Consider the following 26,253-nt stretch of genomic DNA (forward strand, 5'->3'; position numbering starts at 1 on the left):
TCGCCGGCCCCGACCGGCCCGACCGGCTATAATGCGCGGTTTCCCCTCCCCGGTACCCACGGCAATGTCCCAGGCCGCTCCCAAAGTCGGTTTCGTCAGCCTCGGCTGTCCGAAGGCGCTCGTCGACTCCGAACGCATCCTCACGCAGCTCAAGGTCGAGGGCTACGAGATCGTGCCGAGCTATGGCGAGGCCGACGCCGTCGTGGTCAACACCTGTGGCTTCATCGATTCGGCGGTGCAGGAATCGCTCGACGCGATCGGCGAGGCGCTGCACGAGAACGGCAAGGTGATCGTCACCGGCTGCCTCGGCAAGCGCCAGGAGCTGATCCGCGAAAGCTACCCCGACGTGCTGGCGATCAGCGGTCCGCAGGATTACGCGAGCGTGATGAGCGCCGTGCACACGGCGATCCCGCCCACGCGCAACAAGTTCCTCGACCTCGTGCCGGACACGGGCGTCAAGCTCACGCCGAAGCACTACGCGTATCTGAAGATTTCGGAAGGCTGCAACCACCGTTGCAGCTTCTGCATCATCCCGTCGATGCGCGGCGATCTCGTCAGCCGCCCGGTCGACCAGGTGCTGATGGAAGCCGAGCGCCTCGTTCGCGGCGGGGTGAAGGAGCTGCTCGTGATCTCGCAGGACACCAGCGCCTACGGCGTCGACGTCCGCTACGCCGAACACACGTGGCGCGAGAAGGCGTATCGCACGCGCATGACCGAGCTCTGCGAAGGCCTGTCCGAGCTCGGCGCGTGGACGCGCCTGCACTACGTCTACCCATATCCGCACGTCGACGAGATCATGCCGCTCATGGCGGATGGCAGGATCCTGCCGTACCTCGACATCCCGTTCCAGCACGCGAGCCCGCGCATCCTCAAGCTGATGAAGCGCCCGGGGAACGTCGACAAGACACTCGAGCGCGTGCAGAACTGGCGCCGCCAGGTGCCGGACCTCACGATCCGCAGCACCTTCATCGTCGGCTTCCCCGGCGAGACGGACCAGGAGTTCCAGGAACTGCTCGACTTCCTCCGCGAGGCGGAGCTCGATCGCGTCGGCGCGTTCGCCTATTCGCCGGTGGACGGTGCGAAGGCGAACGACCTTCCGGGGCAGATCGACGAGGAACTGAAGGAAGATCGCCTCGAGCAGTTCATGGCGGTGCAGGCGGAGATCTCCGCCGCGAAACTGCAGCGCAAGGTCGGGCGCACGATCAAGGTGCTGGTCGACGAGATCGACGCGGATGGCGCATGGGGACGCTCAAGCGCCGACGCGCCGGAAATCGACGGCGCCGTGCGCATCGACGACGGTCAGCTGCTGAAGCCCGGCCAGTTCGTCGACGTGGTCGTCGAAGACGCCGACGCCCACGATCTTTACGGCCGCCTGGCCTGATCCCATGCGCTACGTGGCGCCGACCCGCGAGGCGCTCGACCGGCGCGTCCTCGCGTCGCCGCCGCTGTCGCACTGGTCCGGCTACGCGGCCTTCGTCGAAGGCGACGCGTGGCCGGATGTCGACGCGCTCAACGCGTGCTGGAGCGGCGAGTCGCGCCATCGTTTCGTGACGCAGGACAAGGCGCTGCTCGCCGACGGACTGCATTACGAGGAGCGCATCGCGAAACGCGGTGCGATCGCCACGCGGCCGCGCAACTGGCACGACCTCTTCAACGCGTTCGTGTGGCTGCGGCACGGGCCGCTCAAGCGCGCGCTGAACGCGCGGCAGGTCGCCGAGATCGCGATCATGGGCCCGCGCGAGCGTTCGCGTCCGCAATGCGCGCTCACGCATTTCGACGAGGCCGGGATGGTGGTGAGCCTGCGCGATCCGGCGATGCTGGCGGCGTGGGACACCCACGACTGGCACGCGTTGTTCTGGACTTTCCGCGACGCGTGGCTGCGTGGCGACGCGCGCGTGGAGGTGTTCGGCCACGCGCTGCTCGAGCACGCGCTCACGCCGGGCAAGCTTCTCGTCGGCAAGGCGCTCGTGGTGATGGGGCAGGGCGATGCGCTGGCACGATGCGCGGAGGCGATCGCCTCGGGCGCCATCCTCAACGATCCGCTCGAGCTGCGGCCGCTGCCGGTGTCGGGCGTGCCCGGCTGGCATCCGGACACCGGCGACGAGGCGTTCTACACCACGGCACCCTGTTTCCAGCCGCTGCGCGCGGGGCGGGTGTATCCCGCGCCGCTGTAGCGGTGAGGCGAGCACCCATCGCCGATACGATCGGCTCCCACCCCTTCGGTAGGCAAGGCTTTCGGCCGACCGGTGGGAGCCGATCGGCCCGACCCGTCAGACCAGCCCGTGATCGCGCACGTAGTCGCCCAGCAGGCTGTCGTGGTCGACGCCGAGCTTGCGCATCGCGTCGCGCTTCTGCCGGCTGATGGTCTTGACCGACTTGCCCTCGCTATCGGCGATCTGCTGCAGCGAACGACCGGCGACGAACTGGCGGATCACCTCGGTCTCGCGCGGCGACAGCGCGGCGCCGGGCATGGCCTCGGAGACCTCGTCGGCCTCGTTGAGGATGTCGAGCAGGGTCTCGCTGAGGTACGTCTCTCCGTCGACCACGGCACGCGCCGCGGTGGCCAGTTCGTCCATCGGCGCGCGTTTGTCGACGATGCCCAGCACGCCGCGATTGAGCATGGACTGCAGGGCGGCCGGGCGGTTGATCATCGTCAGCACCACGACCGCGAGGTTCGGGTACTGCTTCACGATGGTGTCGAGCAGGGCGAATCCGTCGTCCTGACGGTCGCTCGGCATGAGAAAATCCGTAATGACGACGTCGCACTCGCGATCGGCCAGCAGGGCCAGGAGCTCGTCCGCGGCCTTCGCCTTGCCGACCACGTCGATGTTGGCGTTCTGCAGCGCCAGCGCGCCGCCGACGAGAACCAGCGGATGATCGTCGGCCAGAATGACCCTGAGTGCCTTGGATGGCATGCCTCGTGTTCTCCTTACTGCGTTTGCGGACCAGCGTACTCCGCCCGATTATGCCCACGAAGCTTTCCCTTACGAAGCCCACGACGTGATCCGACGCATCCTGCTGTTAATTCTGACGACCCTCGCGCTGCCCGTCGCGGCCGCGCCTGAGACGCCGCTCCCGCGTGCGGACGTCGAATGGCTTCGTCACCATCCGGTGCTGACCGTCGGCGCCTACCGCGAGGGCTATCCACCGTTCGAGGAGCTGCGCGACGGGGAACTGGAGGGCCTGGGCCCGGACTACCTGCGCCAGATCGCGGGAGAGCTGGGCGTGACGCTGCAGACGCGGGTCTACGCGACCTGGCCCGAGCTGCTGGCGGGCCTCGCCCGGGGGGAAATCGACGTGGCGACCTCCGTCACGCCGCTGGAGGCCGGGATGCCGGGCATCCGCATCGGCGCCACCTACTTCGAATCCCTGCCATCGCTCGTGGAGCGCGCCGACGCGCCGATCATCCATCGGCCGGGCGACCTGCGCGGCAAGCGCCTCGCCGTACACACGGGCTACTTCGACCTCGCGGCACTGCGCCGGGAATTGCCGGAAACGACGCTGGTGGAGACCCACTCCACGGCGGACGCCCTTGCCCTCGTACGTTCGGGAGACGTCACGGCCTACATCGACAACCCGTTTTCGGCACGCGAGTTCGTCTCGCGCGCGGGTCTGGAACAGGAGCTGCGGGTCGGGGCGCCGCTGGCGCTGCCGATCAGCGCGCTGGCCTTCGCCGTGCCCGCGAACGCCGCGCCGCTGGGCGATGCGATCGACCACGCGCTGCGCGAACTGACGGCCGCCGACCACGGGCGTCTGCGCGCTCGCTGGGTCGGACGCGAGATCGCTCCTCGCCCGCGCGAAACGGACATTCCGCTCAGCGAGAAGGAAAAGGCTTACCTGAAGGCGTTGCCGCCGCTGCGCCTCGGCGTCGACCCGAGCTACGCCCCCTTCAGCCTGCTGTCGGGGCAGGGCGAGGCCGAGGGACTGGCGCTCGACTACGTGCGCGAGATCGCCGCCGAGCTCGGCTTGCGGCTGACGCAGGTACCCAGCGAGAACTGGTCGGGCACCGTCGAGCGCGTGCGCAAGGGCGACGTCGACCTCGTCGCGGCCATCAACAACCCGCAGAGCGCGACCTCGCCGTTCCTCGAACCGAGCGTCCCCTATCTCGATTTCCCGATCATGATCGTGACGCGCGAAGGCGCGCCCACCATCGCCGGCAGCGACGACCTGTCGGGCAAGCGGGTGCTCGGCAACGTCACGCGCGAGCCCATCCGGCGCCTGCTCGCTCGCGTTCCGGGTGTGCATGTGATTCCGGTCGATACGGAGTTCGAAGGCATGCGTCGCCTCGCGGCGGGCGAGGGCGACGCGTTCGTCGGCAACCTCGCCTCCGTGGACTACCACATACGCGAGGCCTTCCTCGGACAGCTGAAGGTCGCCGCGCCGACCGGCGACACCGAAGCCATCGCGATCGGTGTCCGTCGCGACCTCGCGCCGCTGCTGCCGCTGATCAACCGTGTGCTGGTGAACCTCTCCACCCATCGCCAGCAGGAAATCCGCAACACGTGGTTCGCCGCGCACTACGTCGTGGGCCCGACCTGGCGCGAAGTGGCTGGCCGCGTCCTTCCCTTCGTGCTCGTGCTGCTGATTTCGCTCGTGGCGATCAGCTACGCCTATCTGAACCTCCGCCGCGAGACCCGGCGGCGCGAACGCACCGAGCGGCGCCTCGCAGAGGTGACCGCGCACGTGCCCGCCGTCGTCTACGAGGCGGTGCGCGGTACCGATGGCGCCTACACGATGACCTATGTCGGCGGCGATCCGCTGAGCATCCTGGGCCTGGAGCCCGGCACGCTGCTCGCGGGCGACGCGACGATGCTGGCGCCTGTCGCCGACGACGATCGCGAGCGGCTTCGCGACGCGTTCGAGCGCTCGGCGCGCGAGCTCACGCCGCTGCACGTGACCGTGCGGGCGCAGGTCGGCGGACGCGTGCGTTACCTCAGTTCCGACGCCGTGCCACTGGCCGCCGCCGACGGCAGCGTGCGCTGGAACGGCTACTGGGTCGACGTGACGACGCAGGAACTCGCCTCGCGTGGCGTCGCGCATGCGCGCGACGAAGCCGAAGCGGCGACACGCGCGAAGAGCGACTTCCTCGCGACGATCAGCCACGAGATCCGCACGCCGATGAACGGCGTGATCGGTCTGCTCGACGTGCTCGAGCGCACGCCGCTCGACGCCCGGCAGCGCAAGATGGTCTCCACCATCGAGCATTCCGCCGAAGCGCTGCTGCACATCCTCGACGACGTGCTCGACTTCTCGAAGATCGAGGCCGGTCACCTCGCGCTCGATCCGCAGCCCGCCGATCCCCGGGCGATCGTCGAGGGGGCGATCGCCATCATGGAGGCGCAGGCGGAGGCGAAGGGCCTGGCGCTGCGCAGCGACATCGACGCGGCGCTCGCGCCGGCCGTGATCGTCGACGACGGCCGCCTGCGCCAGGTGCTGCTCAACCTGCTCGGCAACGCGATCAAGTTCACCGCCTCGGGCGAGGTGCGTGTGGGTGTCCACGTGGACGAGCGACATGGCGGGCGCCAGCGCGTCCGCATCGTGGTCGCCGACACGGGCATCGGCATCCACGCGGCCAAGCTGCGCCACGTCTTCGCGCCGTTCAGCCAGGCCGAATCGTCCACCACGCGCCGCTTCGGCGGCACCGGACTGGGCCTGAGCATCGCGCGGCGCCTGATCGAGCGCATGGGCGGTCATATCGCCATCGAAAGCGAGCCGGGGCGGGGCACGTCGGTGACCGTGACACTGGAGCTTCCCGTGGCCGATGCCGCGAGCGTGCCACGCCAGCCCGAGGCACTGGACGTGACGCCGCCCGTGCACGCGCCGCACCCGGCGCGCATCCTCCTCGCCGAGGACCATCCGGTGAACCAGGAGCTGGTGCGCGTGCAGCTGGCGATGCGCGGCTTCCAGTGCGACATCGTCGACGACGGCGTCGCCGCGCTGGAAGCCCTGGACGAAAAGGCATACGACCTGCTGCTCGTCGATTGCCACATGCCGCGCATGGACGGTTACGAGCTCGCGCGCGAGGTGCGCCGGCGTGAAGCCGGCACCGGGCGCCATCTGCCGATCGTCGCGATGACGGCGGACGCGCGCGCCGATCAACGCGAGGTCTGCCTCGCCGCCGGCATGGACGACCTCCTGCGCAAGCCCATCCGGCTCGACGCGTTCCACCTCGCGCTGACGCGCTGGCTTACACCGGTGCGCGACGATGTGCCGTCCGTCGACATGGAACGCCTGCGCCGCGCGTTCGGCTCCGACGAGAACATCGCCAGCGTGATCGGCGCCGGCGTGGAAGCGACGCGCGCGGCGCTTGCGCGGTTGCCCGAGCTGCTCGATCGCGCCGATGGCGGCGAGGTCGCGGGATGGATCCATCACATCCTCGGCGGTATCAACGTGTTCGGCCATTCGGACGTCGGCGAACGCGGCGAACGGATGGAACTTGCGCTGCGGGACGGCGGCGAGGTCGATCTCGTGGCGGTGGACGCGTTCGCGGCCGACGTCGCGACGTTCGCGGACGGCCTGGAACGGCTGTCGCGGAGGATGGTTGCACGATGACGCGGGAGGAGCACATCCCCACGGTCGGTGTGGATCAGTACTCGACGGCGACCACGGCGAACCGCGTCCTGCCGCCGGGCAGGTCCGCCTCGAACTCGTCGTCGATGCGCTTCTTCAGTACCGCGCGGGCCATCGGCGAGTCGATGCTGATCCAGCCCTTGCGGGCGTCGGTCTCGTCGGGACCGACGATGCGATAGCGCACCGTCTCGCCGGATTCGACGTTCTCCAGCTCCATCGTGGCGCCGAAGAACACGGCGTCGCGTTGCGACGGGGCGGCCTCGACCACCTTCAGCACGGGAATGCGCTTGCTCAGGTAGCGCGCGCGGCGATCGATCTCGCCGAGCTGCTTCTTGCGGTACGTGTACTCGGCGTTCTCGGAGCGATCACCCTCCGCCGCCGCTGCGGCGAGGGCCTTGACCACCTCGGGCCGCACGGTGTGCCAAAGATGATCGAGCTCGGCCTTCAGGCGCTCGAATCCTTCGCGCGTGATGATCGCCGTGGAGGAGGGCGATGGCGGACGCCAGCGGCTCATGGTGCCACCGTGCGTGCACCGTCGAGGCTCGCGAGCAACGCTTCGATATCCACGCCCAGCGGATGGCCGGGATGTTCGGCCAGGAGACGCCGTGCGATGGCCTTCGCTTCGTCGGCCTGCCCGAGGCGTTCGTGCATGCGCGCGGCGAGCAGTCCGTAGTGCGGCGCGCCGATGTCCTGCGGCCACGTGCGCACGTAGCCTTCCGCGAGGTGCAGCGCCAGTCGCGTCATGCCGCCGTGCGCCGCCGTGTCGGCCAGTGGGCCGCAAGTGACGGTCGCGTCGGGCAGGAAGGCCGGATCGATGCCGATGCAATCCTGCACCACCCCGAGGGCGCGGCGCGTTTCGCGCGCGACGACGAGGGCGGCGATCCAGATCTGCCCGTGCACCAGCAGTTCGGGCAGGCGGTCCTGCGCGCGAAGCAGTTCGCGGTAGCGCGCGTGCATCGCGGCGGGCGCGAGACCTTCGCGCAGGCGTTCGGTCAGGATGTCGGTGGCGGCCGGCACGTCGTCGCGCGCGATCAGGTTGGCGTGCGCCAGCAGCGCCTGATCGTCGTCGGGTTCCATGAGCGCCGCGATCTCGACCGAGGCGGGCCGGTACCCGAGCGTTTCGTGCTTGTGGTGGATCAGCGCGCCCATCAGGTGGAAGTTGTACAAGGTGAGGTAGTTCGCCACGGCGTAATAGCCCAGCGTACCGAAAAACGTCGGGCCGTGATCGGCCATCGCGTACTGCGCGGCGGCCTGCAGCAGGCTGCTCGCCAGCACCATCGCGAAGAGCATGACATAGCTGGCGCCGAGGCGGCGCACGGCCTCGAACCAGGTAAGCGGATTCAGCGCGGCGCCCACGCCGTCGAACGCGAGCGACATCGTGATCACCGGCAGCACGAACGCGAACAGCAGCGCCACGGCGAGGCCGGGGACGCCGAACAGGATCGGCGCGAGCACGGCGATGGCGTTGCCGGTGAGCTGGATGAGGATCAGCGCGACGCTGGTGCCGTCGCCGCCGTTCACGGCGAGCTCCGGCGGATCGGCGTAGCCGTCTGCCGTGTGCCGAAGGCATTCGAACGCGTAGGTGTACAGCGCGACCCACCCGATGGCGATCACCAGCAGCTTCAGGCCGGTGATGGGAAGGAACGCGATCGCCTCGAACAGCGTGATCGCGCCGATCGTGTAGGGCGCGGCCCCGCGCATCGGATAACGCCAGCCGGTGCGGACGCGCTCGGCGAATGGCGTGGCCGCGTCGGCGAGCTCGTGTCGCGGCATGTTCAGCGCTTTCCGCCGAAGATGCTGCCGAGGATGCCGCGCACGATCTGCTGGCCGACGCGCGAGCCCGCGGTCCGCACCATGGATTTGGCCATCGTCTCGATCATGCCTTGCCGGCGTTTCGTGCCGAACACGGCATCGCGCACCACGCCGCCCCAGCCCGCGTCCTCGTCGGCACCCGTGGCGGATCCGCGCCCCGGCGGCACGGGAGGCGCGTCGGCCGTGTTCTTTTCCGCCGCGCGCGCGGCGAGGCGTTCCTCGGCGGATTCGCGGTTGACCGACGTATCGTACTTGCCGCCGACCGGCGATCTCGCGCGGACCGTCGCGCGTTCGTCCGGCGTGATCGCACCGATGCGGCAGGTCGGCGTGGACACGAGCACCTTCTGCACCGGTGACGGCACGCCGCCATCGCCCAGCGTGGACGCGAGCGCCTCGCCGGTGCCGAGCGTACCGATGGCTTCCGTCACGTCGAGATTCGGATTGCGCGCGAAGGTTTCGGCTGCGGCCTTCACCGCCTTCTGGTCGCGCGGCGTGAACGCGCGCAGCGCGTGCTGCACGCGGTTGCCGAGCTGGCCGAGGATGTCACCGGGCACGTCGTCGGGATTCTGCGAGCAGAAGTAGACGCCGACGCCCTTGGAGCGGATCAGGCGCACCACCTGTTCCACGCGCTGGCGCAGTGCCGCGGGGGCGTCGTCGAACAGCAGGTGCGCTTCGTCGAAGAAGAACACCATCTTCGGCACGTCGAGATCGCCGACCTCGGGCAGCTGCTCGAACAGTTCCGAGAGCAGCCAGAGCAGGAAGGTCGAATACAGTCGTGGCTTGAGGATCAGCGTGTCGGCCGCCAGCACGCTGATGACGCCGTGGCCGCTCATGTCCTGGCGCATCAGGTCGGCCAGCTCCAGCGCCGGCTCGCCGAAGAAGGCGTCGGCGCCGTCCTGCTCCAGCTTCAGCAGCGAGCGCTGTATGGCGGCGACGCTCTGCGGGCTGATCAGGCCGTAGCGCGCGGAGATGTCCTTGGCGTGATCGGCGGCGAAACCGAGCATGGCGCGAAGGTCCGCCAGATCGAGCAGCAGCAGGCCCTCGTCGTCGGCGACGCGGAAGATCACTTCCATGACGCCTTCCTGCGTGTCGTTGAGCTCGAGGATGCGCGAGAGCAGCGTGGGGCCCATCTCGGACACCGTGGCCCGCACGGGGTGACCGGACTTGCCGTAGATGTCCCAGAAGATCACCGGATTCGCCTGCGGCTTCCAGTCGGCGAGGCCGAGGCGGGCGAGGCGCGCGGCGAGCTTGTCGGAAGGCGCGCCGGCCGCCTGGGAAAGGCCGGCGAGGTCGCCCTTGGCATCGGCGAGGAAGCAGGGCACGCCGAGCCGCGAAAAGCCTTCGGCGAGCAGCATCAGGCTGACCGACTTTCCGGTGCCGGTCGCGCCGGCGATCATGCCGTGCCGGTTTCCGTAGCGGGCATCGAGTTCGACGGCCGTCGCTTCGTTGCGTCCCACGAGGATGCTCGCCATGAGTTTTCGTCCTTAAGAAAATGCTGAACAAGTCTACGCAACGGCTCGCCGTTGCGGGAGTTTTTTCGCCGTAGCGCTTGAGTCCGCAGGCCCCCGGCGGTAACGTGGCCCGCATTGTCCGACCCCGAGTAAGTTCATGCCCGTCCGCGTCCCGCGTTCCCTTCTGCTGCTGCCCCTGGCGATCCTCGCGGGTTGCGCTTCCTCCGGTGGTTCGCCCCGGCCCGGAAAGGCCACGCCGGAGGTGAATGCGTTGTACGACCGGATGAACCAGGCGAGCAAGGGGTACGAGGCCTCCATCGACCAGGCCCGCCGGGGCGATACGCCCGCGGCGGATCGCAGCCGCAAGCAGGCGCTCGATCAGCTCAAGGACGCGTCGGCCCGTTGCGCGCTGACCCCCGGCTGCGACCAGCAGCGCTTCGCTGCCGTGTTCGATCGCCTCCTGCGTCTGAAGGACGGTAGCTTCATCGAGGGCGAGGACGCCGACGACACGGAGCAGGGCGCCGAAGTGGGTGCGCAGCCCGGCGACGCGCAGGGTTCGGTGGTGCTGGGTGCTCTGCCGCAGGCGCAGCGCAGCGTCACGATGCTCAAGGGCCAGCAGTTCTCCGACCTCATGGTGATGAACGGTCCGGTCAAGGCCGCGCTCGAGATGTGGCTGACGCAGCTGCGCCCGAACCTCATGGACGCCTACGTCAACTACCAGATGATGCGCTACAAGATGTGGCCGGCGTACAAGAAGGCCGACCTGCCCGAGGCGCTGCTCTTCGGCATCATGGCGAAGGAGTCCGGCGGCAAGGTGCACGCGGTGTCGCGTTCCGGCGCGTCGGGCCCGCTCCAGTTCATGTACGCGACCGGCCTGCGCTTCGGCCTGTCCAATTCGGACGGCTTCGACCAGCGCTTCGATCCCACGATGGCCGCGCAGGCGAACGCCGAATACATCGACGAACAGCTCGGCGCCTTCAACAACAACCTCGAACTCACGCTCGCCGCGTACAACGGCGGCGAGGGCCGCATGCGTCGCATCGCGGCCACCAGTCCGGGTGCGAGCTTCTACGATCCGCAGATCTACGGGCAGATGTCGGCCGAGACGCGCGATTACGTGCCGATGGTGCTGGCGGCCGCCTGGCTGTTCCTGCATCCGGACAGCTATCACCTGACCTGGCCCAAGGTGGACGGCGAAGCCGGCCAGATCGTGCTGAAGCGGCCCGCGTCGCTCAGCGAGCTGACGGTGTGCCTGGGTTCGGCGCAGGGCATGCCCCAGGGCTGGTTCCGTACGCTTCGGAACCTCAATCCGCGGCTCGACCCGCAGGTGACGCAACCCGTGGGCGCGCGGCTGGAAGTGCCCAAGCAGCTCGAAAAGGCGTATGCCACCAGCTGCACGGACGGCCCCTGGCCGATCCTCGCCAGCGACCTGCACAACGCGGTGAAGATCGTCGCGCCGCCTCCGCCCGCGTCGACATCGGCCGCGCTGGCGAACGGGTCGCCGTCGCCGGCCGCGAAACCGTCGTCGAGCGCGTCGAAGAGCTACACGGTTCGCCGCGGCGACACGCTCGTCAGCATCGCGCGCAAGAGCAATTGCGCCGACGTCGAGGACATCGCCCGCATGAACGGCCTCAAGGGCCACCAGCTCAAGGTGGGGCAGGCACTGCGCGTGCCCGTGTGTCGCTAGGAGGCGTTACGCCACCGCCTGCGGCTGGCTCATCCACGCGGCGGCGGGGTCACGTCGTTCCGCCGCCGAGAGCTCCTTGATCTGGCGCATAAGGCGCAGGATCTGCCGGTGCAGGTCTTCCATGCCCGGACGACGCGCATCCAGCGTCTCGTGATAGACGGACGCGATCCACAGCGCGACGCCGCGCGTGGCGATCAGCGGGTTGTCGGAGCGCGCCTTGCCCAGCCCGATATCGGGGCCATGGCCATAGGTGCTGTAGCGTTCTTCCGGCGGGGTGCCGTAGAGGTGGGGGAAATCGCAGGCGGCGGCCTGCTCCATCTCCCGGCGGACCAGCTGCTGCAGATCGGCATGGGCGCGCACGGGCAGTGCGAGCACGACGCGTTCAATGTCGGCGAGCTGCCGGCGGAGGCGGATTTCGCGGTTGACGGCGATGAGATGACTGACCAGACGCATGGACGACTTCCCCTAGTACGGATGCTTCGATCGGACCGATCGCCTTTCCCCGGAGGCGATGGTCGACGAAGAATACGCTGGCCATGCGTCAAATGTAAGACGTTTTCGTCACATTGTGACGCGGGCGGTCAGTCCCTCAGGCCTCGCCAGCCCAGCGTCCGAGCCGCTGGCCGACGACAACCTGTTGTTGCGGTTGAAGTTCGTCCAGTTCGTAGCCCTCCGGCAGGAGCAGGATCACGGTCGAGCCCATGTTGAAGCGGGCCATCTCGCCGAAGCGTTCGAGGCGGACGCCGCGGCCCCGGCAGTCGTTGCGACGGATCTCATGGGCGTAGGGCGGAATCGCCAGCCCGTCCCACACGGTGGCCACGCTGGACACCAGGATGGCGCCGACCATCACCGACACGAACGGGCCATGCGCACCGTCGAAGTGGCAGACGAGGCGCTCGTTGCGTGCGAACAGGCGCGGGATCGCCTCGACGGCGAAGGGGGCGACGCTGAAGATGCGGCCGGGCACGTGCGTCGTGCCCGTGAGCTCGCCTTCCAGCGGCATGTGCACGCGGTGGTAATCGCGCGGCGACAGGTAGATCGTGACGAAGCTGCCGTTGCGGAAGGGTGCCGCCGCCGCCTCGTTCCCCAGCAGCTCGGCGGCGGTGTATTCCTGGCCCTTGGCCTGGAAGATGCGGCCGTCGCGGATGCGCCCCGACTGGCTGATCCGGCCGTCCGCCGGCGAAACGATCGCCTGCGGGTCCGGGTCCGCGCGTCTCGCATCGGGCTTCAGCTTGCGGGTGAAGAACGCGTTGAAGTGCTGGTAGGCGAACGGATCCGGCTGCGCGGCCTGGCTCATGTCCACGTCGTAGCGCTTGACGATCTCCCCGATGAGGAAGTTCTTCCACGGGGCCCATTCCCAGCGCGTCGCCTGGTAGACGATGCGGGAAAGGAAGCGGTGGGGGAGGATGTACTGCAGCAGGACGTTGGGCTTCATGCGCGGGAGTATAGGGGAGCGCGCCCGATCCACCACCCTCGTACCCGTCGCTCGGCGTAACCATTCCTCCACGCCCGTTTAATGGTTCGCGCGCGATAACCGCGCCGGGACGACCCGTTCGCTGAGCAACGGGCCGATGCCGCGCAGCGGCCACGAGGGCCGGGGCGCGGGCGAGCAGGGGGGGAGCCTGCGGCCGTATCTGGACGTACCACGCGCGCCAGAACCACCGGACATCGGTGGTCGCGACGGGGTAGACGACATGGAATCGTGGCACGCGGCAGCACGCCCCTCGCGGGGCGGCATCGGGATGCATCGCGTTCTCTCCGCCGGCATCGCGCTGGCGCTCCTCGGCACTCCGGTCGACGCCAGCGCGCAGACCGTCACGTTGCCGGCCTACAACCCGGTCGACAACGACGCGAAGGTCGGCCAGACGATCGTCGATCCCGGCGGAACCGTCACCCTTAGTGGTAACCAGCAATTCGTGCCCGGCATCGCGGGCGGGCAGGAGACGACTCTCGGCGCCCTCGACGCGCTGGGTCGCATCCAGTCCGGCAAGGAATGGATCGGCGCGGCGCGGCTCAATCCCGGCACGCAGAACTTCGGCGTGAGCGTGCCCGACCCGATCACGGGTGGACGGCGTGTCGTGTCGGCCTACAACTCCGCGAACCTGGTGCCCCTTACTCCCTACACGGAGGCCAGCACCGTTCCCGACACGGTGGACGTCGAGGATCAGCAGTACCTCGACGCGCGCATCGGGACGGTGACATCGGCGGGTGGCCGCCTGAACGTCGCCATCGGACAGCCGGGCGCCGAAAGCGGGGCGTCGACCAACGCGTGGACGATGGCGGCGAAGCAGAGTTCGCTGTTCTTCGCGGACGGAACGGGCGGCGCGGCCAGCGACATCGAGTGGACCTCCAGCAACCGCATCATCTTCATCGGCCAGGTCGCCGAGCCCAGCGTGCCGCAGACGTTCGGCGTCACGTTCGTCTCGCATTACGGCGGGACGTTCGCCGTCACCACCACCGACGGCGCCAGCACGACGCACACGGTGACCAACGACGCGGAACTGCGCGCGTACAACGATTTCCTCATCGCGCAGATGCAGGCGGGCAACCTCGATCCCGCCCGTTACGGCGCGCTTTTCGCCCTTGGCTACACGTCGACGACCGAGCAGATCGTCTATGGCATCACCGCGGACAGTCCGCCCGACGAAGTCGCGCAGCCGATCGGAAATCGCATCGCGATGCACCTCGTCGGATCGAACGCCCACGGGCACGTCGCGGCCGGCGCGACGCTGGAGGTGCAGAACGCGAACAACGGCGCGGTGCGCGCGGAGGGTGGGGCGAGCGCCGTCATCGACGGCACGCTGGCCACGGTGCACGCCACCGGCGACGGCACGGCGCTCCTGCTGACCGGTGGCAGCACGGGCACCAACAACGGCGTCATCAATGGCAACTTCTTCCGCAACGCGGCGGGGCTGATCATCAACGGACAGGTCGGCTCGAACGTCGTCGACGTGGTCGCCGGCAGCACGTTCGACAATCCGGGGATACTGAATCTCGCCACCGGCGCGACGAACGGCGCCGGCAAGTCGACGGGCATCCGGGTGGGGGCGGGGAGCGTCGCCACGAACGCGGGCATCGTCAACGTGGGCGTCACCGGCTCGCGCTCGAACGGTTCGATGGACGGCGTGTACGTCAACGACGCGACCGCGCGCTTCACCAACACGGCCACCGGCACGATCTACATCGGCCGCGGTCCGCAGACCGATCCCGCCGCGCCGTCGTTCGACATCGCCGTGAACCAGGGCACGCTCACGACCGGCATCAACGTGCCCGTCGCGGGCAGTGTCACCAACCTCGGTCGCATCGCGATCGGTACGTTCACGCAGAACGCGGCGGGCATCCTCGTAACGTCGCCGACCGCCGTCGTGAACAACGCGGGGATCATCGACGTCGGCGGGCGCGCCGCGGCGGTGCCGCGCGAGAACGTCGGACTGCTCGTCCAGAACGGTGGCGCGGCGGGCGGCGTCACCCACAGCGGCACGATCAACCTGTCCGGCGTCAACGGCACCGGCGTCAAGGCGCTGTCGACGGCCGGCGTCGCCTCGCTCGTGTCGTCGACGGGCATCATCAACGTCGCCGGCGGTGCGGATCCCGCGAGCGGCACGCGCAACTACGGCGTCTGGGCCGAGGGACAGGGCGCGGCCACGGCGCGGGCCGACGTGCGCGGCGCGGTGAACCTTCTGGGCGACGGTGCCATCGGCATCCACGCGCGCGGCCGCGCGACGGTCGACGTCGCGGCCGGCGCGGCTCCGGCGTTCGCGTCGGGCACGCGGCAGATCGGGTTCTTCGCCTTTGGCAACGACGCGCACATCAACGTCAACGGCGGTTCCACCCTCGATGTGTCCACCGCGCAGTCGACGCTGTTCCGGCTGGATATGGGCGCCGACTTCGACGGCACGGGCCTGACCATGCGCGCATCCGGCGCGCAGTCCATCGGGATACTCGGCAGCGGCACCGGCTCGGTGCTCAACACGAAGAACGCGGTGATCACCTTATCGGGCGCCGCCGCGCAAGGCGTGATCGCGGAGGGCGGCGCCAACGCGACGATCGATGCCGCCACCACGATGTCGCTGACCGGTGCGGGAGCGATCGCCGGCATCGCGGATGGGCAGAAGCACGCGTTGACGGGCGCCGCGACGGCCTCGCCGCTGGCGTCGACGTCGCTGACGAGTCTCGCGGCGCTCGACGCGTCGCAGGCCGGCGTCATCGGCTACATCGCACGTAACGGCGCGTCGCTGTCCAACGCCGGCGCGATGCGTTTCACCGGCGCGAACGCCACGGGCTTCATCGTGGAAACCGGCGCGCGCGGGACGAACAGCGCGACCGTCGATCTCTCCGGGCCCGCCGCGACGGGCGCGCTGCTGCGCTCGGGCGGCACGTTCGCGAACGACGGTTCGATCCACGTGGGCAGCGGCACCGGCGTCCGCGTCGAGGGCGCCGGAACCCAGCGCCTGAATCCGGCCGGCTCGATCGCCGTGGACGATGGCGTCGCGGGCGTGCAACTGCTGGACGGGGCGGGCCTGCTGCTGGGCGCGGGCGATTCGGCGATCGTCACGCGAGGTGGCGCGCACGGCGTGCTCCTCGATACGGGGGCCACGTCGCTGACGGCCAACGGCACGACGATCGCCACGCTGGGCTCGGGCAGCGCGATCGAGAACGCCGCGGAGATCGCGGCGATCACGCTGAGCGGCGCCACCCTGCGCGTCGGTGACGGCGCGGGATTGCGTACGGCGACGGCGATCGACCCCGCCTCGACGGCGACCGTGGACATCGAGGGCAGGGGAACCGGTTACGCGTTTCGCCGGGCGGATGGGAGCGTGGCCGATGGCGCCCTCACCGTCGGCCCGGGATTCGTCATCCATGCCAACGGTCCCGGCGCGACAGGGATTCAGGCGCTCACCACCGGCGCCGTGGTCTCGTCCGCCGCCGTCGACGTCCGTGACGTCGCGGGTGGCTCCGCGCTCGTCGCCGGCACGTCGTCGTCCGTGACGAACGGCGGCGTGCTCATGTCGTCGAGCACGGTGTCGCCCGTGGTGGACCTTGCCAACGGTGGCGGCACGCGGTTCACCAACGGCGGCATCATCGCGGCCGCGACGCCCTCGGCGATCGCCGTGCGTGGCGCCACGGGACGCGACGCGATCGCGCTGGCTTCCGGCGCCGTGCGCGGCGACGTGGCGACGGGCGACGGCGGCGACACGTTCGCGTGGACCGGCGGTACGCTCGACGGCGGACTCACGATGGGCGACGGCGCAGGCAACGCGGCGACCATCGGCGCCGTCGATACCGCCACCACGTATCACCTCGTGGCGGGCGACGGTGGCGGCAACACGCTGACGTTCGACAGCACGCAGGCCCGGGGCGGTTCGTTCACGGCCGACACGCTCGCCAGGGGCGTCAATCTCGGCTCGGGCTGGAACACCATCGCGTTCACCAACGGCGCGTCGTTCACGCTCACCGATCACCTGCGCCTCGCGAACAGCGACGTGACGATCGACGCGTCCTCGACGCTGTTCGCCGGCGACGGCGTGCATCCCGTCATCGCCGGCGCGACGGCCGGTTCGGCCAGCGTCGCGAACGCGGGCCTGATCGATCTCACGAATGGCAGCGGCTCGCCGGGGAATTCCCTCACCATCGATGGAAACTATGCCGGCGGGCCCGGCCGCCTTCGCCTCGTCAGCCGCCTCGACGCCGGCGGGTCCCTCGCGGCACAGGCGACCGACCGCCTGCTCGTGCAGGGCGATGCGTCCGGCGAGACGCGCATCGACGCGATCGCCGCCACCGCGAGCACGGGCGCGTTCACCGATACGGATGCGAGCGGATACGTGGCTGCCGGCGAAGGCATCTCGATCGTGCAGGTCGCCGGCGCGTCCGCGGGCGGCGCGTTCCGTCTCGACGGCGGATACCTCGCCTTCGGCCCCTGGCAATACGGGCTCTACGCGTTCGCGCCGGAAGCGAGCGACGTGGCGCAGCGCGTCGTCGGCGGCAGCGGCGGCTTCTGGGATTACCGGCTGGCCAACGTGATCGTCTGCGATGGACCGTGCCCCGCGCCGACGACCGCGTCGCCCGCCCCGACGCCAGCCGCAGGCACGCCGTACGTCGCGCCGGCGGCGGGTGTCGCGCCACTGGCACGGGTCGAGGCGCGGGCGGCCGTCGTCCCGCAGGTGCCCACGTACGTGGTGTCACCTTCAGCGCTCGCGATGTATGGGTACCGCACGATCGACAACCTGCACCGGCGCCTCGGTGAGATCCGCGATGCGGATGGCGACGAGGGGCTCGGCGGCGACACGTTTGTACGCTACCTCGGCGGCGACTATCACTACGCGACCGACCGGTCGTTCCGCGATTTCGGCTTCGACTACGATCTCGACATGCGCGCGGTGCAGGTGGGTGCGAACGTCTTCGCGGTGGACGCGGAACGTTCGGCGCTACGCGCGGGAGTCGCCTACACGCACGGCACGACACGCCTCGATCCGAAGGCCGCCGACGGCTACAGCCATGCGAAGTTCACCTCGAATTCCATCGCGATGTTCGTGACCTGGCAGCACCGCGGCGGTTACTACGTCGACATCGTGGCCTCGGGCGACCGGCATCGTGGCGACGTTGATACCGCGCGTGCGAAGGATGTCGCACGGCTACGCGGCAGCGGCTGGACAGGCTCGGTCGAGACGGGCTATCCGTTCATCCTCGACGGCGGTTGGCGCATCGAACCGCAGCTGCAGCTCGTCCGCCAGCACATCGGGCTGCGAGACCAGACCGATCGTGACGCCACGACCACGCATTACGACGCGTTCGAACAGACCGTCGGCCGGGCGGGGCTGCGCGTCGACCGCACATGGCTTACGGACTCGGGCGACAGGGCGACGCCCTACGCGCGCGTGAACTATGTACGCGGATGGGGCGGTCGTCCGGACGTCACCGTGGGTGCCGCGGGATACGACGTATCACGGCGGTTCGCGGGCGGCCGCTTCGGGAGGCTGCTGGAATTCGGCCTCGGCGGTACGTACACGTGGATTCGCGGGCTGGCCATTTACGGCGAAGCCGACTGGCAGAAGAACCTCGGCGACGCCGGCGCACGCGGCTGGTCCGCGAACATCGGCGTGCGCTGGACGTTCTGACGCGCTACGACGACGCGGTCGCGACCTCGGTGGTGAGGAAGTCGATGAAGGCGCGGACGCGGGGTGGCACGAACCGACTGTGGGGATAGAGCAGGTTGTAGGGGCGCGAGCGGCCGCCGAGTTTCGGTAGTACCTCGACCAGCGTGCCGTCGGCCAAGTCTTTCTGCACGACGAAGCGGTACGCCTGGAACAGCCCCGCGCCGGCGCGGGCGAGCGTCACGCCGCCCAGGACGTCCTCGGCCACCGTGTACGCGCTCTCGGCCTCGTACTCCACATCCTGCCCGTTCTCGCGGAACAGCCACGGGATGCGGCGTCCGCTGCTGGGCAGGTCGAACTGGATGCATTCGTGCCCGGCGAGGTCGGCGAGCGTCTTCGGCGCGCGCCGCTCCTTCAGATACGCGGGCGATGCGACGACGACCAGCGGCGCGTCTTCGAGATGCCGAACGATCATCGTCGAGTCCGCCTGCGGGCGGACGCGGATGGCGAGGTCGAAGGCCTCGTCGGCGAAGCCGATGTTGCGATTGCTGATGTGCAGGTCGAGACGGACGTCGGGATGTTCGCGATGAAATGCCGGCAGGAGCGGCAGAAGACGGTAATGGCCGTACGTCGTCGGCACGCTGATGCGCAGCCGCCCCGATAGTCGCGTTTCCTCGCCGGTCGCCATGCGCTCGGCGTCGGCGAACTGCGCGAGCGCCTGGCGGCACTGCTCCATGTAGACGCGGCCGGCGTCGGTGAGCCGGATCTGTCGCGTGCTGCGTACGAACAGTCGAATGCCCAGCCGCGCTTCGAGTCGCGCCACCGCGCGGCTCACCGCGGCGGGCGTGACGCCTGCCGCGGTGGCCGCCGCCGTGAATCCACCCAGCTCGCCCGCCAGGCAGAAGAGCTCGACGCTGCCCAGCATCAGGTCGTCGAATTGCCTGTGCATGGATTACACCATGTAACGATTCAATTGCTTCCGATCTTATTTATCCGCAGGTCGCGCATCAATAGATTATTCACCAGCCCGGGGGCCAACCCGGATCGGTGAACCTGCAGCGGAGCACATGCCATGCCTTTCATCAGCGTTCGCATCACCAAAGAGGGCAACACGCCGGCCCAGAAGGCGCAGGTGATCAAGGAGATCACCGACACGATGGAGCGGGTCCTCGGCAAGGCGCCGGAGCTCACCCACATCGTGATCGAAGAGGTCGCGATGGAGGACTGGGGCTACCGCGGCGTGCCCACCTCGACGCTCAGAGGGCCGGATCCCGGTCCTGCGTGACGGTAAGGAACAGGGCGGTCCGGGAACGTCTTTCCAAGCCGCCACGTCACGGCCGCCGGAAGCTTGGCGGAGCGTTTCCGGAATATCCCTCCCTGCTCGCACCGGGACGGGAGCGGCTCCCATCCACCCGCGGAGGTTACGTCATGAAAAGGCCCTTCCTCGCCATGCTCCTGGCGGTCGGCACGTTCGCCGCCTCACCTGTCTTTGCCAACGATGCTGACGGGCCCGTGGCAACCGGTCGACGGGAGATCCTCGTGGACAAGGTGTCGCCGGCGTACTGGCGAGTCACATTGCACAACCCGCCGTTCAACATCTTCGGGCCGGAGACGATCCCGCAGTTGAACGAGGTGATCACCGCTATCGAAAAAGACCCGGAGCTGCGCGTGGTGGTGTTCGAAAGCGATGTGCCGGGATTTTTCCTCACGCATTACGACTTCGTTCCGCCGCTGAAGGCCACCACGAGCATGCCGAACGGACCTCTGGGCATGCCGCCGCTGCCGGACATGCTGATCCGCCTGAGCAAGGCCCCGGTGGTATCGATCGCAAAGATTCGCGGACGCGCCTCCGGTGTCGGAAGCGAATTGTCGCTGGCGAGCGACATGCGCTTCGCCAGCCGGGAAAAGGCATTGCTTTCCCAGTTCGAGGTTGGCGCGGGCTTCGTGCCGGGCGGCGGCCCGATGGCCCGGCTCCCGGAACTCATGGGTCGCGGGAGGGCGCTGGAAGTCGTGCTCACCGGTAGCGACATCGACGGCGATCTCGCCGAGCGCTACGGCTACGTGAACCGGTCGCTGCCGGACGCGCAGCTGGATGCTTTCGTCGATGCGATGGCGCAGCGGATTTCGCGCTTCGACAAGCAGACGCTCGCCGACATCAAGGCGGAAGTCGACGCGGTGAGCCTCCCATCGAACGAGCGCATCGCACGCGGCTGGGACAGCTTCATCCAGTCCGTCCAGCGTCCGGCGGCACAGACACGCATCACGGAACTCATGAAAGAGGGCCTGCAGAAGAATCCCGACGTCGAGCGGCGGTTGCCGGTCTACACCGGACGTTTGACGGGCACGACGCCCGAAAAATGACGCGTCACACCAGCGACATCCCCGACCCGGATCTCGCGATCCGGGTTTTTTTTGCCTTTCATCCACCACACAGCGAGAAACATCATGAGCAACGTACAGAAAGTAGCGGTCATCACCGGCGGCTCCCAGGGCATCGGCGCCGGCCTCGTCGAGGGCTATCGCGCCCGCGGTTACAACGTCGTCGCGACCTCACGTTCGATCACGCAGGGTCCCGACGCGGGCGTGCTCGCCATCCCCGGCGACATCGCGGATCCGGCCACGGCCGATCGTGTGATCGGCGAAGCCATCGCGCGTTTCGGCCGCGTCGATACGCTGGTCAACAACGCGGGGATCTTCGTCGCCAAGCCGTTCACCGACTACACGGCGGACGACTACGCCGCGATGATCGGTACGAACCTCACCGGGTTCTTCCACATCACGCAGCGCGCCATCCGCCAGATGCTCGTCCAGGGCTCGGGCCACGTGGTGAACATCACGACGCCGTTCGTCAACCAGGCCATCGCCGGTATCCCGGCCGCGCTCGCGAACATCACGAAGGGTGGTCTGACCTCGGTGGTGAAGGAGCTGGCCGTCGAGTACGCGCAGCAGGGCATCCGCGTCAACGCCGTGGCCCCCGGGTTCATCCGCACGCCGCTGCACAGCGCGGAGGCGCTCGAGTTCCTCGGCACGCTGAATCCGCAGAAGCGGGTGGGCGAGGTGAGCGACGTCGTCGACGCGGTGCTCTACCTGGAGTCGGCGGGCTTCGCGACGGGCGAAGTGCTCTACGTCGACGGCGGTCAGAACGCCGGTCGTTGATTCCCACCCGTCGCGGGGCAGGCCGCGATACCGCGAGGGTGCACGTCCGGTGCACCCCCGCGACGCCACGAGGATTTCCCATGAGTGACAACCCGACATCTTTCGCCCTGCAGATCGCCTCCGACGTCATCTGCCCGTGGTGTTACATCGGCAAGCGAAGCCTCGACAAGGCGCTGGCGCGACTGGCGGAGAAGGGCATCGACATCGATGTCGAATGGATGCCGTATCAGCTCAATCCGACGATGCCGCCCGAGGGCATGGATCGCCGCACGTTCCGTAGCGCACGTTTCGGCAGCTGGGCGAACGCCTCGGCGATGGACGCCCGCGCGGTCGCGGCGGGACGCGCCGTCAGCGCGGTCTTCGACTACGACGCGCAGACCCGCACACCCAGCACGCTCGCCGCCCACGCCCTGTCTCGACTCGCGTACGCCGAAGGTGGTTCGTCGCTGCAGCACGACGTGATCGACGCGCTGTTCGTCGCCTACTTCGCGCAAGGCAGGGACATCGGCGATCACGCGGTGCTCGACGCCGTCGCCATGGATAGCGGCATGTCGCCAGGCGCCGTGGAGCGATCCATCCCGCTGCGCGCCGAGATTCCCCGCCTTGAACGAGCCGTACGCGATGCCGGCATCACGGCCGTGCCGAGCTACATGGCCGGCGGCCGGCTGCTCTTCGCCGGTTCGCAGGACGTGGATGGCTACGTCCGCTTGCTGGAAGCCGCGGCGATGGCGGCGGCGTGATACGAGCATCCGATCGTGCCTGCGCATGACGCCGCAGGGATTTGCAAGCCGGAAGCGAGGGCGAGAGGCATGCTCGACGTCGAGACGATGATCGTCCGCGCCGTTGCGACGATTCGTCGCCGCGTCGCCCCATAGCCGGCCCCTATCGACGCGATGAAGAGAATGAATTTCCCTTGCGGGTCGGCTGTACCTAACGTTGCAGCCTCGCCGCGGCGACCGCCGCGGCACGACCTATCGCAAGGGTGATACCTGGATGAGCAAGCTGACCACCGCCTTCGGCGCCCCCGTCGTCGACGACAACAACACCATGACGGCGGGGCCGCGTGGCCCGGCCCTTCTGCAGGACGTCTGGTTCCTCGAGAAGCTGGCGCACTTCGATCGCGAGGTCATTCCCGAGCGTCGCATGCACGCCAAGGGCGCGGGAGCGTTCGGCACGTTCACCGTCACCCACGACATCACGAAGTACACCCGCGCGAAGATCTTCTCGGAAGTGGGCAAGAAGACCGAGATGATGGCCCGCTTCTCGACGGTGGCCGGCGAGCGTGGAGCGGCGGACGCCGAGCGCGACATCCGCGGCTTCGCGCTGAAGTTCTACACGGAAGAGGGTAACTGGGACCTCGTCGGCAACAACACGCCGGTGTTCTTCATCCGCGATCCGCTGAAGTTCCCCGATCTCAACCATGCGATCAAGCGCGATCCGCGGACCGGCCTGCGCAGCGCGAACAATAACTGGGACTACTGGACGCTGCTGCCCGAGGCGCTGCACCAGGTCACCATCGTGATGAGCGAGCGCGGCATCCCGAAGTCGTTCCGTCACATGCATGGCTTCGGCAGCCATACCTACAGCTTCATCAACGCGGCCAACGAGCGCTTCTGGGTGAAGTTCACGTTCCGGACCCAGCAGGGCATCCAGAATTACACCGACGCCGAGGCGGGCGCCGCCATCGCCGGCGATCGCGAGACCCACCAGCGCGACCTCTACGAATCGATCGAGCGCGGCGAGTTCCCGAAGTGGACGCTCTACGTGCAGGTGATGCCGGAGGCCGACGCGGCGAAGACGCCGTACAACCCGTTCGACCTGACCAAGGTGTGGCCGCACGGCGACTATCCGCTGATCGAGGTCGGCGTGATGGAGCTGAACCGGAATCCGGAGAACTTCTTCCAGGACATCGAGCAGGCGGCCTTCTCGCCGGCGGTGATCGTGCCGGGCATCGGCTTCTCGCCCGACAAGATGCTGCAGGGTCGTCTCTTCTCGTACGGCGACACGCAGCGCTACCGCCTCGGCGTCAACTACGCGCAGATCCCGGTGAACGCCGCGCGCTGCCCGGTGCACAGCTACCATCGCGACGGCGCCATGCGCGTGGACGGCAACGGTGGCGGTTCGACGCACTACGAGCCGAACAGCTACGGCGCCCTGCAGGCGCAGCCGGACTTCTCCGAGCCGCCGCTGGATCTGGGTGAAACGGTGGCCAAGCGCTGGAACCACCGCGAGGACACCGACTACTTCTCGCAGCCCCGCAAGCTGTTCGAGATGATGTCGGCGGAGCAGCGCGACGTGCTGTTCGGCAACACCGCGCGGGCGATCAAGGGCGCGTCGCAGCAGGTCGTCGATCGGCACATCGCCAACTGCACCGCCTGCCATCCGGAGTACGGCCAGGGCGTGGCCGAGGCGATCCGCCAGCTGGGCTGAGGCGTCGCGCTCCGTCACTTCGCGCGCGAGCGCGCTCCCACCCGGTGGCAGATGTCTCGCTACCGGCGGGTGGGAGCGCGCTCGCGCGCGAATGGCGCCCTACCTCGCGCGTCACTGAGTCACGGGCAACTCCACATACGTGCCGCTCGCCCCATCGCGAACGATCCGCTGCGTCGCCTTGCGGTAGTCCGCCGGCTTCGCATTGAAGATGTTCGGCACGAAGGTCTGCGGGTTTCGGTCGTACAGCGGGAACCAGCTCGACTGGATCTGCACCATCACGCGATGGCCCGGCTGGAACACGTGGTTCACCGTGGGTAGCGGGATCTCGTAGGGCAGTGGCCGGTCGGGCGTGAGCGCCTTCGGCCGGTCGTATCCCTCGCGGTAGCGCCCGCGGAAGATCTCCATCGCCACCGGCAGCTGGTAACCACCCATCGACGGCTTCTCTTCGACTTCGTCGGGATAGACGTCGATCAGCTTGACGACCCAGTCGCTGTCCGTGCCGCTGGTGGAGGCGAGCAGGTGCACGAGCGGTTCGCCGGCCACGCCCATCGGCTTGTCGAGCACGGGCGACACATAGGTGAGCACGTCGGTGCGCGTGGCGAACTGGCGCTGGTCGTCGACCAGCCATTCGGGCCAGCTTTCCACCTGGTCGGGGACACCGTGCGACCACGGCTGGATCGGGCGCACACGATAGGGCACGGGTTTGGCCGGGTCGGACACGTACTCGTCCGAGCCGGCGGCGGGCAGCGCTTCGCCGAGGCCGCCATCGGCCTGGACGTACCAGCGGTGGTGCACGGGTGCGCCACCGTGCCGGGACGACGACGGCCAGGTATCGAGCTTGCGCCAGACGTTGTCGCCGGTCACGAACGCGTTGACCGGCGCGATATCCGCTCGAGGCGCCCCGTCCTTGAGGTATTGCGCGAGGAACGGGCGGAGGATCTCGCGGCGGAACGTCGTGCCGGTGTCGCTGCCGAGATCGAGGGCGCCGATCGTGTTCGCCTTCTCCCAGGTCTTGGCGTGCCGCCACGGACCGATCACCAGCCACAGCTTCTCGTGCGTCGGATCGCGTGGTGCCAGCGCGCGGTAGACCGCCATGTCGCCATAGTTGTCTTCCTGATCCCAGAGGCTGTGCACGAGCATCGTGGGTACCGTCATCGGCTCTTTGGCGGCGATGCGGTCGAGCGCCTGCTCGGACCAGAAGCTGTCGTAGGCCGGGTGCGCGAGCAGCTTCTGCCAGAAGCCCAGCGCCTCCATGCCGTAGGCGCGGCCGATGTCGCCAGCCGAGCCGCCGCGGAGGTAGAGATCGTAGTCGTCGCGGTAGCCGCTGGACCAGCCGATGTCGCTGCCGCGGGAGTTCACCATGCCATAGATGTAGGGGATCATCTGCTGGCGGAAGGCGCCGCGGTGGAACCAGTCGTCGCCCATCCAGCCGTCGATCATCGGGTTGATCGGCACGGCCACCTTGAGGGCGGGATGCGGGTGGATCGTGGCGACCATCGCCTCGAAGCCGTCGTAGCTGATGCCGATGATGCCGACCTTGCCGTTGGACTCGGGCACGTGTTTCACGAGCCAGTCGATCGTGTCGTAGATGTCGGACGATTCATCGATCGGCGTGGGATTGCCATGACCGCTGGGCGGACGGTTCATCACGAAGTCGCCCTCGGAGCCGTGCTTGCCGCGGATGTCCTGGATCACCCGGATGTAGCCGTCCTGCGCGACGATGTCGGCGGGGTTGTCGTAGCCGCGCAGCATCGTGTCGAGCCGCGGGCTATCGGAGCGATGGCCCATGCCGTCGGCCCCGTAGGGTGTGCGCGTGAGCAGGATGCCGGCGTGCCGGGCGCCCTTCGGCAGCACGATGACGGTGTGCAGCTTCACGCCGTCGCGCATGGGAATGTCGATCGTGCGCCGTTCGTAATCGAAGCCCGCGGTCACCGGCGTGAACGTCGCCGGGATTTCCGTGGGCAGCTCCTTGTAGGTCCGCTCGCCACCGGCCGCCGGGGTCGCGAGGACCCCGGCGGCGAGCGCGACGAAACCGAGTCGCAACAGTGCTTGCATG

General features: G+C 68.6%; 18 protein-coding genes. 10 read left to right on the forward strand and 8 right to left on the reverse strand.

What is annotated here, in order from left to right; translation table 11 throughout:
* Positions 1–64 precede the first annotated feature (64 nt).
* Entirely contained in the window at positions 65–1,381 is a 1,317-nt protein-coding gene (gene rimO, locus BMW54_RS02700; RefSeq protein WP_090052785.1) for a 30S ribosomal protein S12 methylthiotransferase RimO, read from the forward strand.
* Between the two features lie 4 nt (positions 1,382–1,385).
* Complete coding sequence (locus BMW54_RS02705; protein WP_090052787.1) at positions 1,386–2,174, forward strand: DUF3025 domain-containing protein; 789 nt, start codon at positions 1,386–1,388, stop codon at positions 2,172–2,174.
* 96 nt (positions 2,175–2,270) lie between these two features.
* Here the strand turns inward: BMW54_RS02705 and BMW54_RS02710 are convergent, their stop codons facing one another.
* Positions 2,271–2,915 carry a response regulator gene (locus BMW54_RS02710; protein ID WP_090052789.1) on the reverse strand — a complete coding sequence of 215 codons (645 nt, stop codon included), beginning with the start codon at positions 2,913–2,915 and terminating at the stop codon, positions 2,271–2,273.
* An 85-nt stretch (positions 2,916–3,000) separates the two neighbouring features.
* Between BMW54_RS02710 and BMW54_RS02715 the strand changes: the two genes are divergently transcribed.
* Entirely contained in the window at positions 3,001–6,552 is a 3,552-nt protein-coding gene (locus BMW54_RS02715) for an ATP-binding protein (protein WP_175472739.1), read from the forward strand.
* Positions 6,553–6,586: 34 nt separating this feature from the next.
* On the opposite strand, the gene greB is transcribed toward BMW54_RS02715, so the two are convergent.
* From greB to BMW54_RS02730, 3 genes are read right to left on the reverse strand one after another with little or no spacing between them, the layout of a single operon-like run.
* A complete protein-coding gene (greB, locus tag BMW54_RS02720; RefSeq protein ID WP_090052793.1) occupies positions 6,587–7,084 on the reverse strand; it encodes a transcription elongation factor GreB in 498 nt (165 codons plus the stop codon).
* Complete coding sequence (locus BMW54_RS02725) at positions 7,081–8,343, reverse strand: DUF4013 domain-containing protein (protein ID WP_090052795.1); 1,263 nt, start codon at positions 8,341–8,343, stop codon at positions 7,081–7,083. The genes greB and BMW54_RS02725 overlap by 4 nt, the downstream gene beginning before the upstream one ends.
* A 2-nt stretch (positions 8,344–8,345) precedes the next feature.
* Entirely contained in the window at positions 8,346–9,854 is a 1,509-nt protein-coding gene (locus BMW54_RS02730) for a helicase HerA-like domain-containing protein (RefSeq protein WP_090052797.1), read from the reverse strand.
* Positions 9,855–9,990: 136 nt separating this feature from the next.
* Between BMW54_RS02730 and BMW54_RS02735 the strand changes: the two genes are divergently transcribed.
* Entirely contained in the window at positions 9,991–11,520 is a 1,530-nt protein-coding gene (locus tag BMW54_RS02735; protein ID WP_090052799.1) for a transglycosylase SLT domain-containing protein, read from the forward strand.
* A gap of 6 nt (positions 11,521–11,526) precedes the next feature.
* Here BMW54_RS02735 and BMW54_RS02740 read toward each other — a convergent pair whose 3' ends face one another.
* Both BMW54_RS02740 and asd read right to left on the reverse strand, forming a co-directional pair.
* On the reverse strand, positions 11,527–11,973 hold the full coding sequence (locus tag BMW54_RS02740) for a hypothetical protein (RefSeq protein WP_175472740.1): 447 nt from the start codon (positions 11,971–11,973) through the stop codon (positions 11,527–11,529).
* Between the two features lie 136 nt (positions 11,974–12,109).
* The gene (gene asd, locus BMW54_RS02745) at positions 12,110–12,955 is read right to left on the reverse strand and encodes an archaetidylserine decarboxylase (RefSeq protein WP_090052801.1); all 846 of its coding nucleotides are present in this window, start codon (positions 12,953–12,955) and stop codon (positions 12,110–12,112) included.
* 259 nt (positions 12,956–13,214) lie between these two features.
* On the opposite strand from asd, the gene BMW54_RS02750 reads away from it, so the two are divergent.
* Positions 13,215–18,635, forward strand: coding sequence for an autotransporter outer membrane beta-barrel domain-containing protein (locus BMW54_RS02750; protein ID WP_139206018.1), 5,421 nt, complete (start codon positions 13,215–13,217; stop codon positions 18,633–18,635).
* A gap of 4 nt (positions 18,636–18,639) precedes the next feature.
* Here BMW54_RS02750 and BMW54_RS02755 read toward each other — a convergent pair whose 3' ends face one another.
* Positions 18,640–19,560 (reverse strand): LysR family transcriptional regulator, encoded by a 921-nt coding sequence (locus BMW54_RS02755; RefSeq protein ID WP_090052804.1) that lies wholly within the window; start codon positions 19,558–19,560, stop codon positions 18,640–18,642.
* Positions 19,561–19,683: 123 nt separating this feature from the next.
* Here BMW54_RS02755 and BMW54_RS02760 point away from each other — a divergent pair, with 123 nt between their 5' ends.
* From BMW54_RS02760 to BMW54_RS02780, 5 genes are all read left to right on the forward strand, one after another.
* Entirely contained in the window at positions 19,684–19,896 is a 213-nt protein-coding gene (locus BMW54_RS02760; protein WP_090052806.1) for a tautomerase family protein, read from the forward strand.
* A gap of 164 nt (positions 19,897–20,060) precedes the next feature.
* Positions 20,061–20,972: an enoyl-CoA hydratase/isomerase family protein gene (locus tag BMW54_RS02765; protein ID WP_217642586.1), complete on the forward strand. Its 912-nt coding sequence runs from the start codon at positions 20,061–20,063 to the stop codon at positions 20,970–20,972.
* A gap of 84 nt (positions 20,973–21,056) precedes the next feature.
* Positions 21,057–21,767, forward strand: a complete 711-nt coding sequence (locus BMW54_RS02770; protein ID WP_090052810.1) for an SDR family NAD(P)-dependent oxidoreductase — start codon at positions 21,057–21,059, stop codon at positions 21,765–21,767.
* Between the two features lie 80 nt (positions 21,768–21,847).
* Positions 21,848–22,507: a DsbA family oxidoreductase gene (locus tag BMW54_RS02775; RefSeq protein ID WP_090052812.1), complete on the forward strand. Its 660-nt coding sequence runs from the start codon at positions 21,848–21,850 to the stop codon at positions 22,505–22,507.
* A 253-nt stretch (positions 22,508–22,760) separates the two neighbouring features.
* Positions 22,761–24,197: a catalase gene (locus tag BMW54_RS02780; RefSeq protein WP_090055627.1), complete on the forward strand. Its 1,437-nt coding sequence runs from the start codon at positions 22,761–22,763 to the stop codon at positions 24,195–24,197.
* Positions 24,198–24,308: 111 nt separating this feature from the next.
* On the opposite strand, the gene BMW54_RS02785 is transcribed toward BMW54_RS02780, so the two are convergent.
* Positions 24,309–26,252, reverse strand: a complete 1,944-nt coding sequence (locus BMW54_RS02785) for a CocE/NonD family hydrolase (protein ID WP_090052813.1) — start codon at positions 26,250–26,252, stop codon at positions 24,309–24,311.
* Position 26,253: the final 1 nt, after the last annotated feature.

Origin of the sequence: Luteibacter sp. 329MFSha (genome assembly GCF_900111665.1) — a bacterium.
In the GTDB taxonomy this organism is placed as follows: domain Bacteria; phylum Pseudomonadota; class Gammaproteobacteria; order Xanthomonadales; family Rhodanobacteraceae; genus Luteibacter.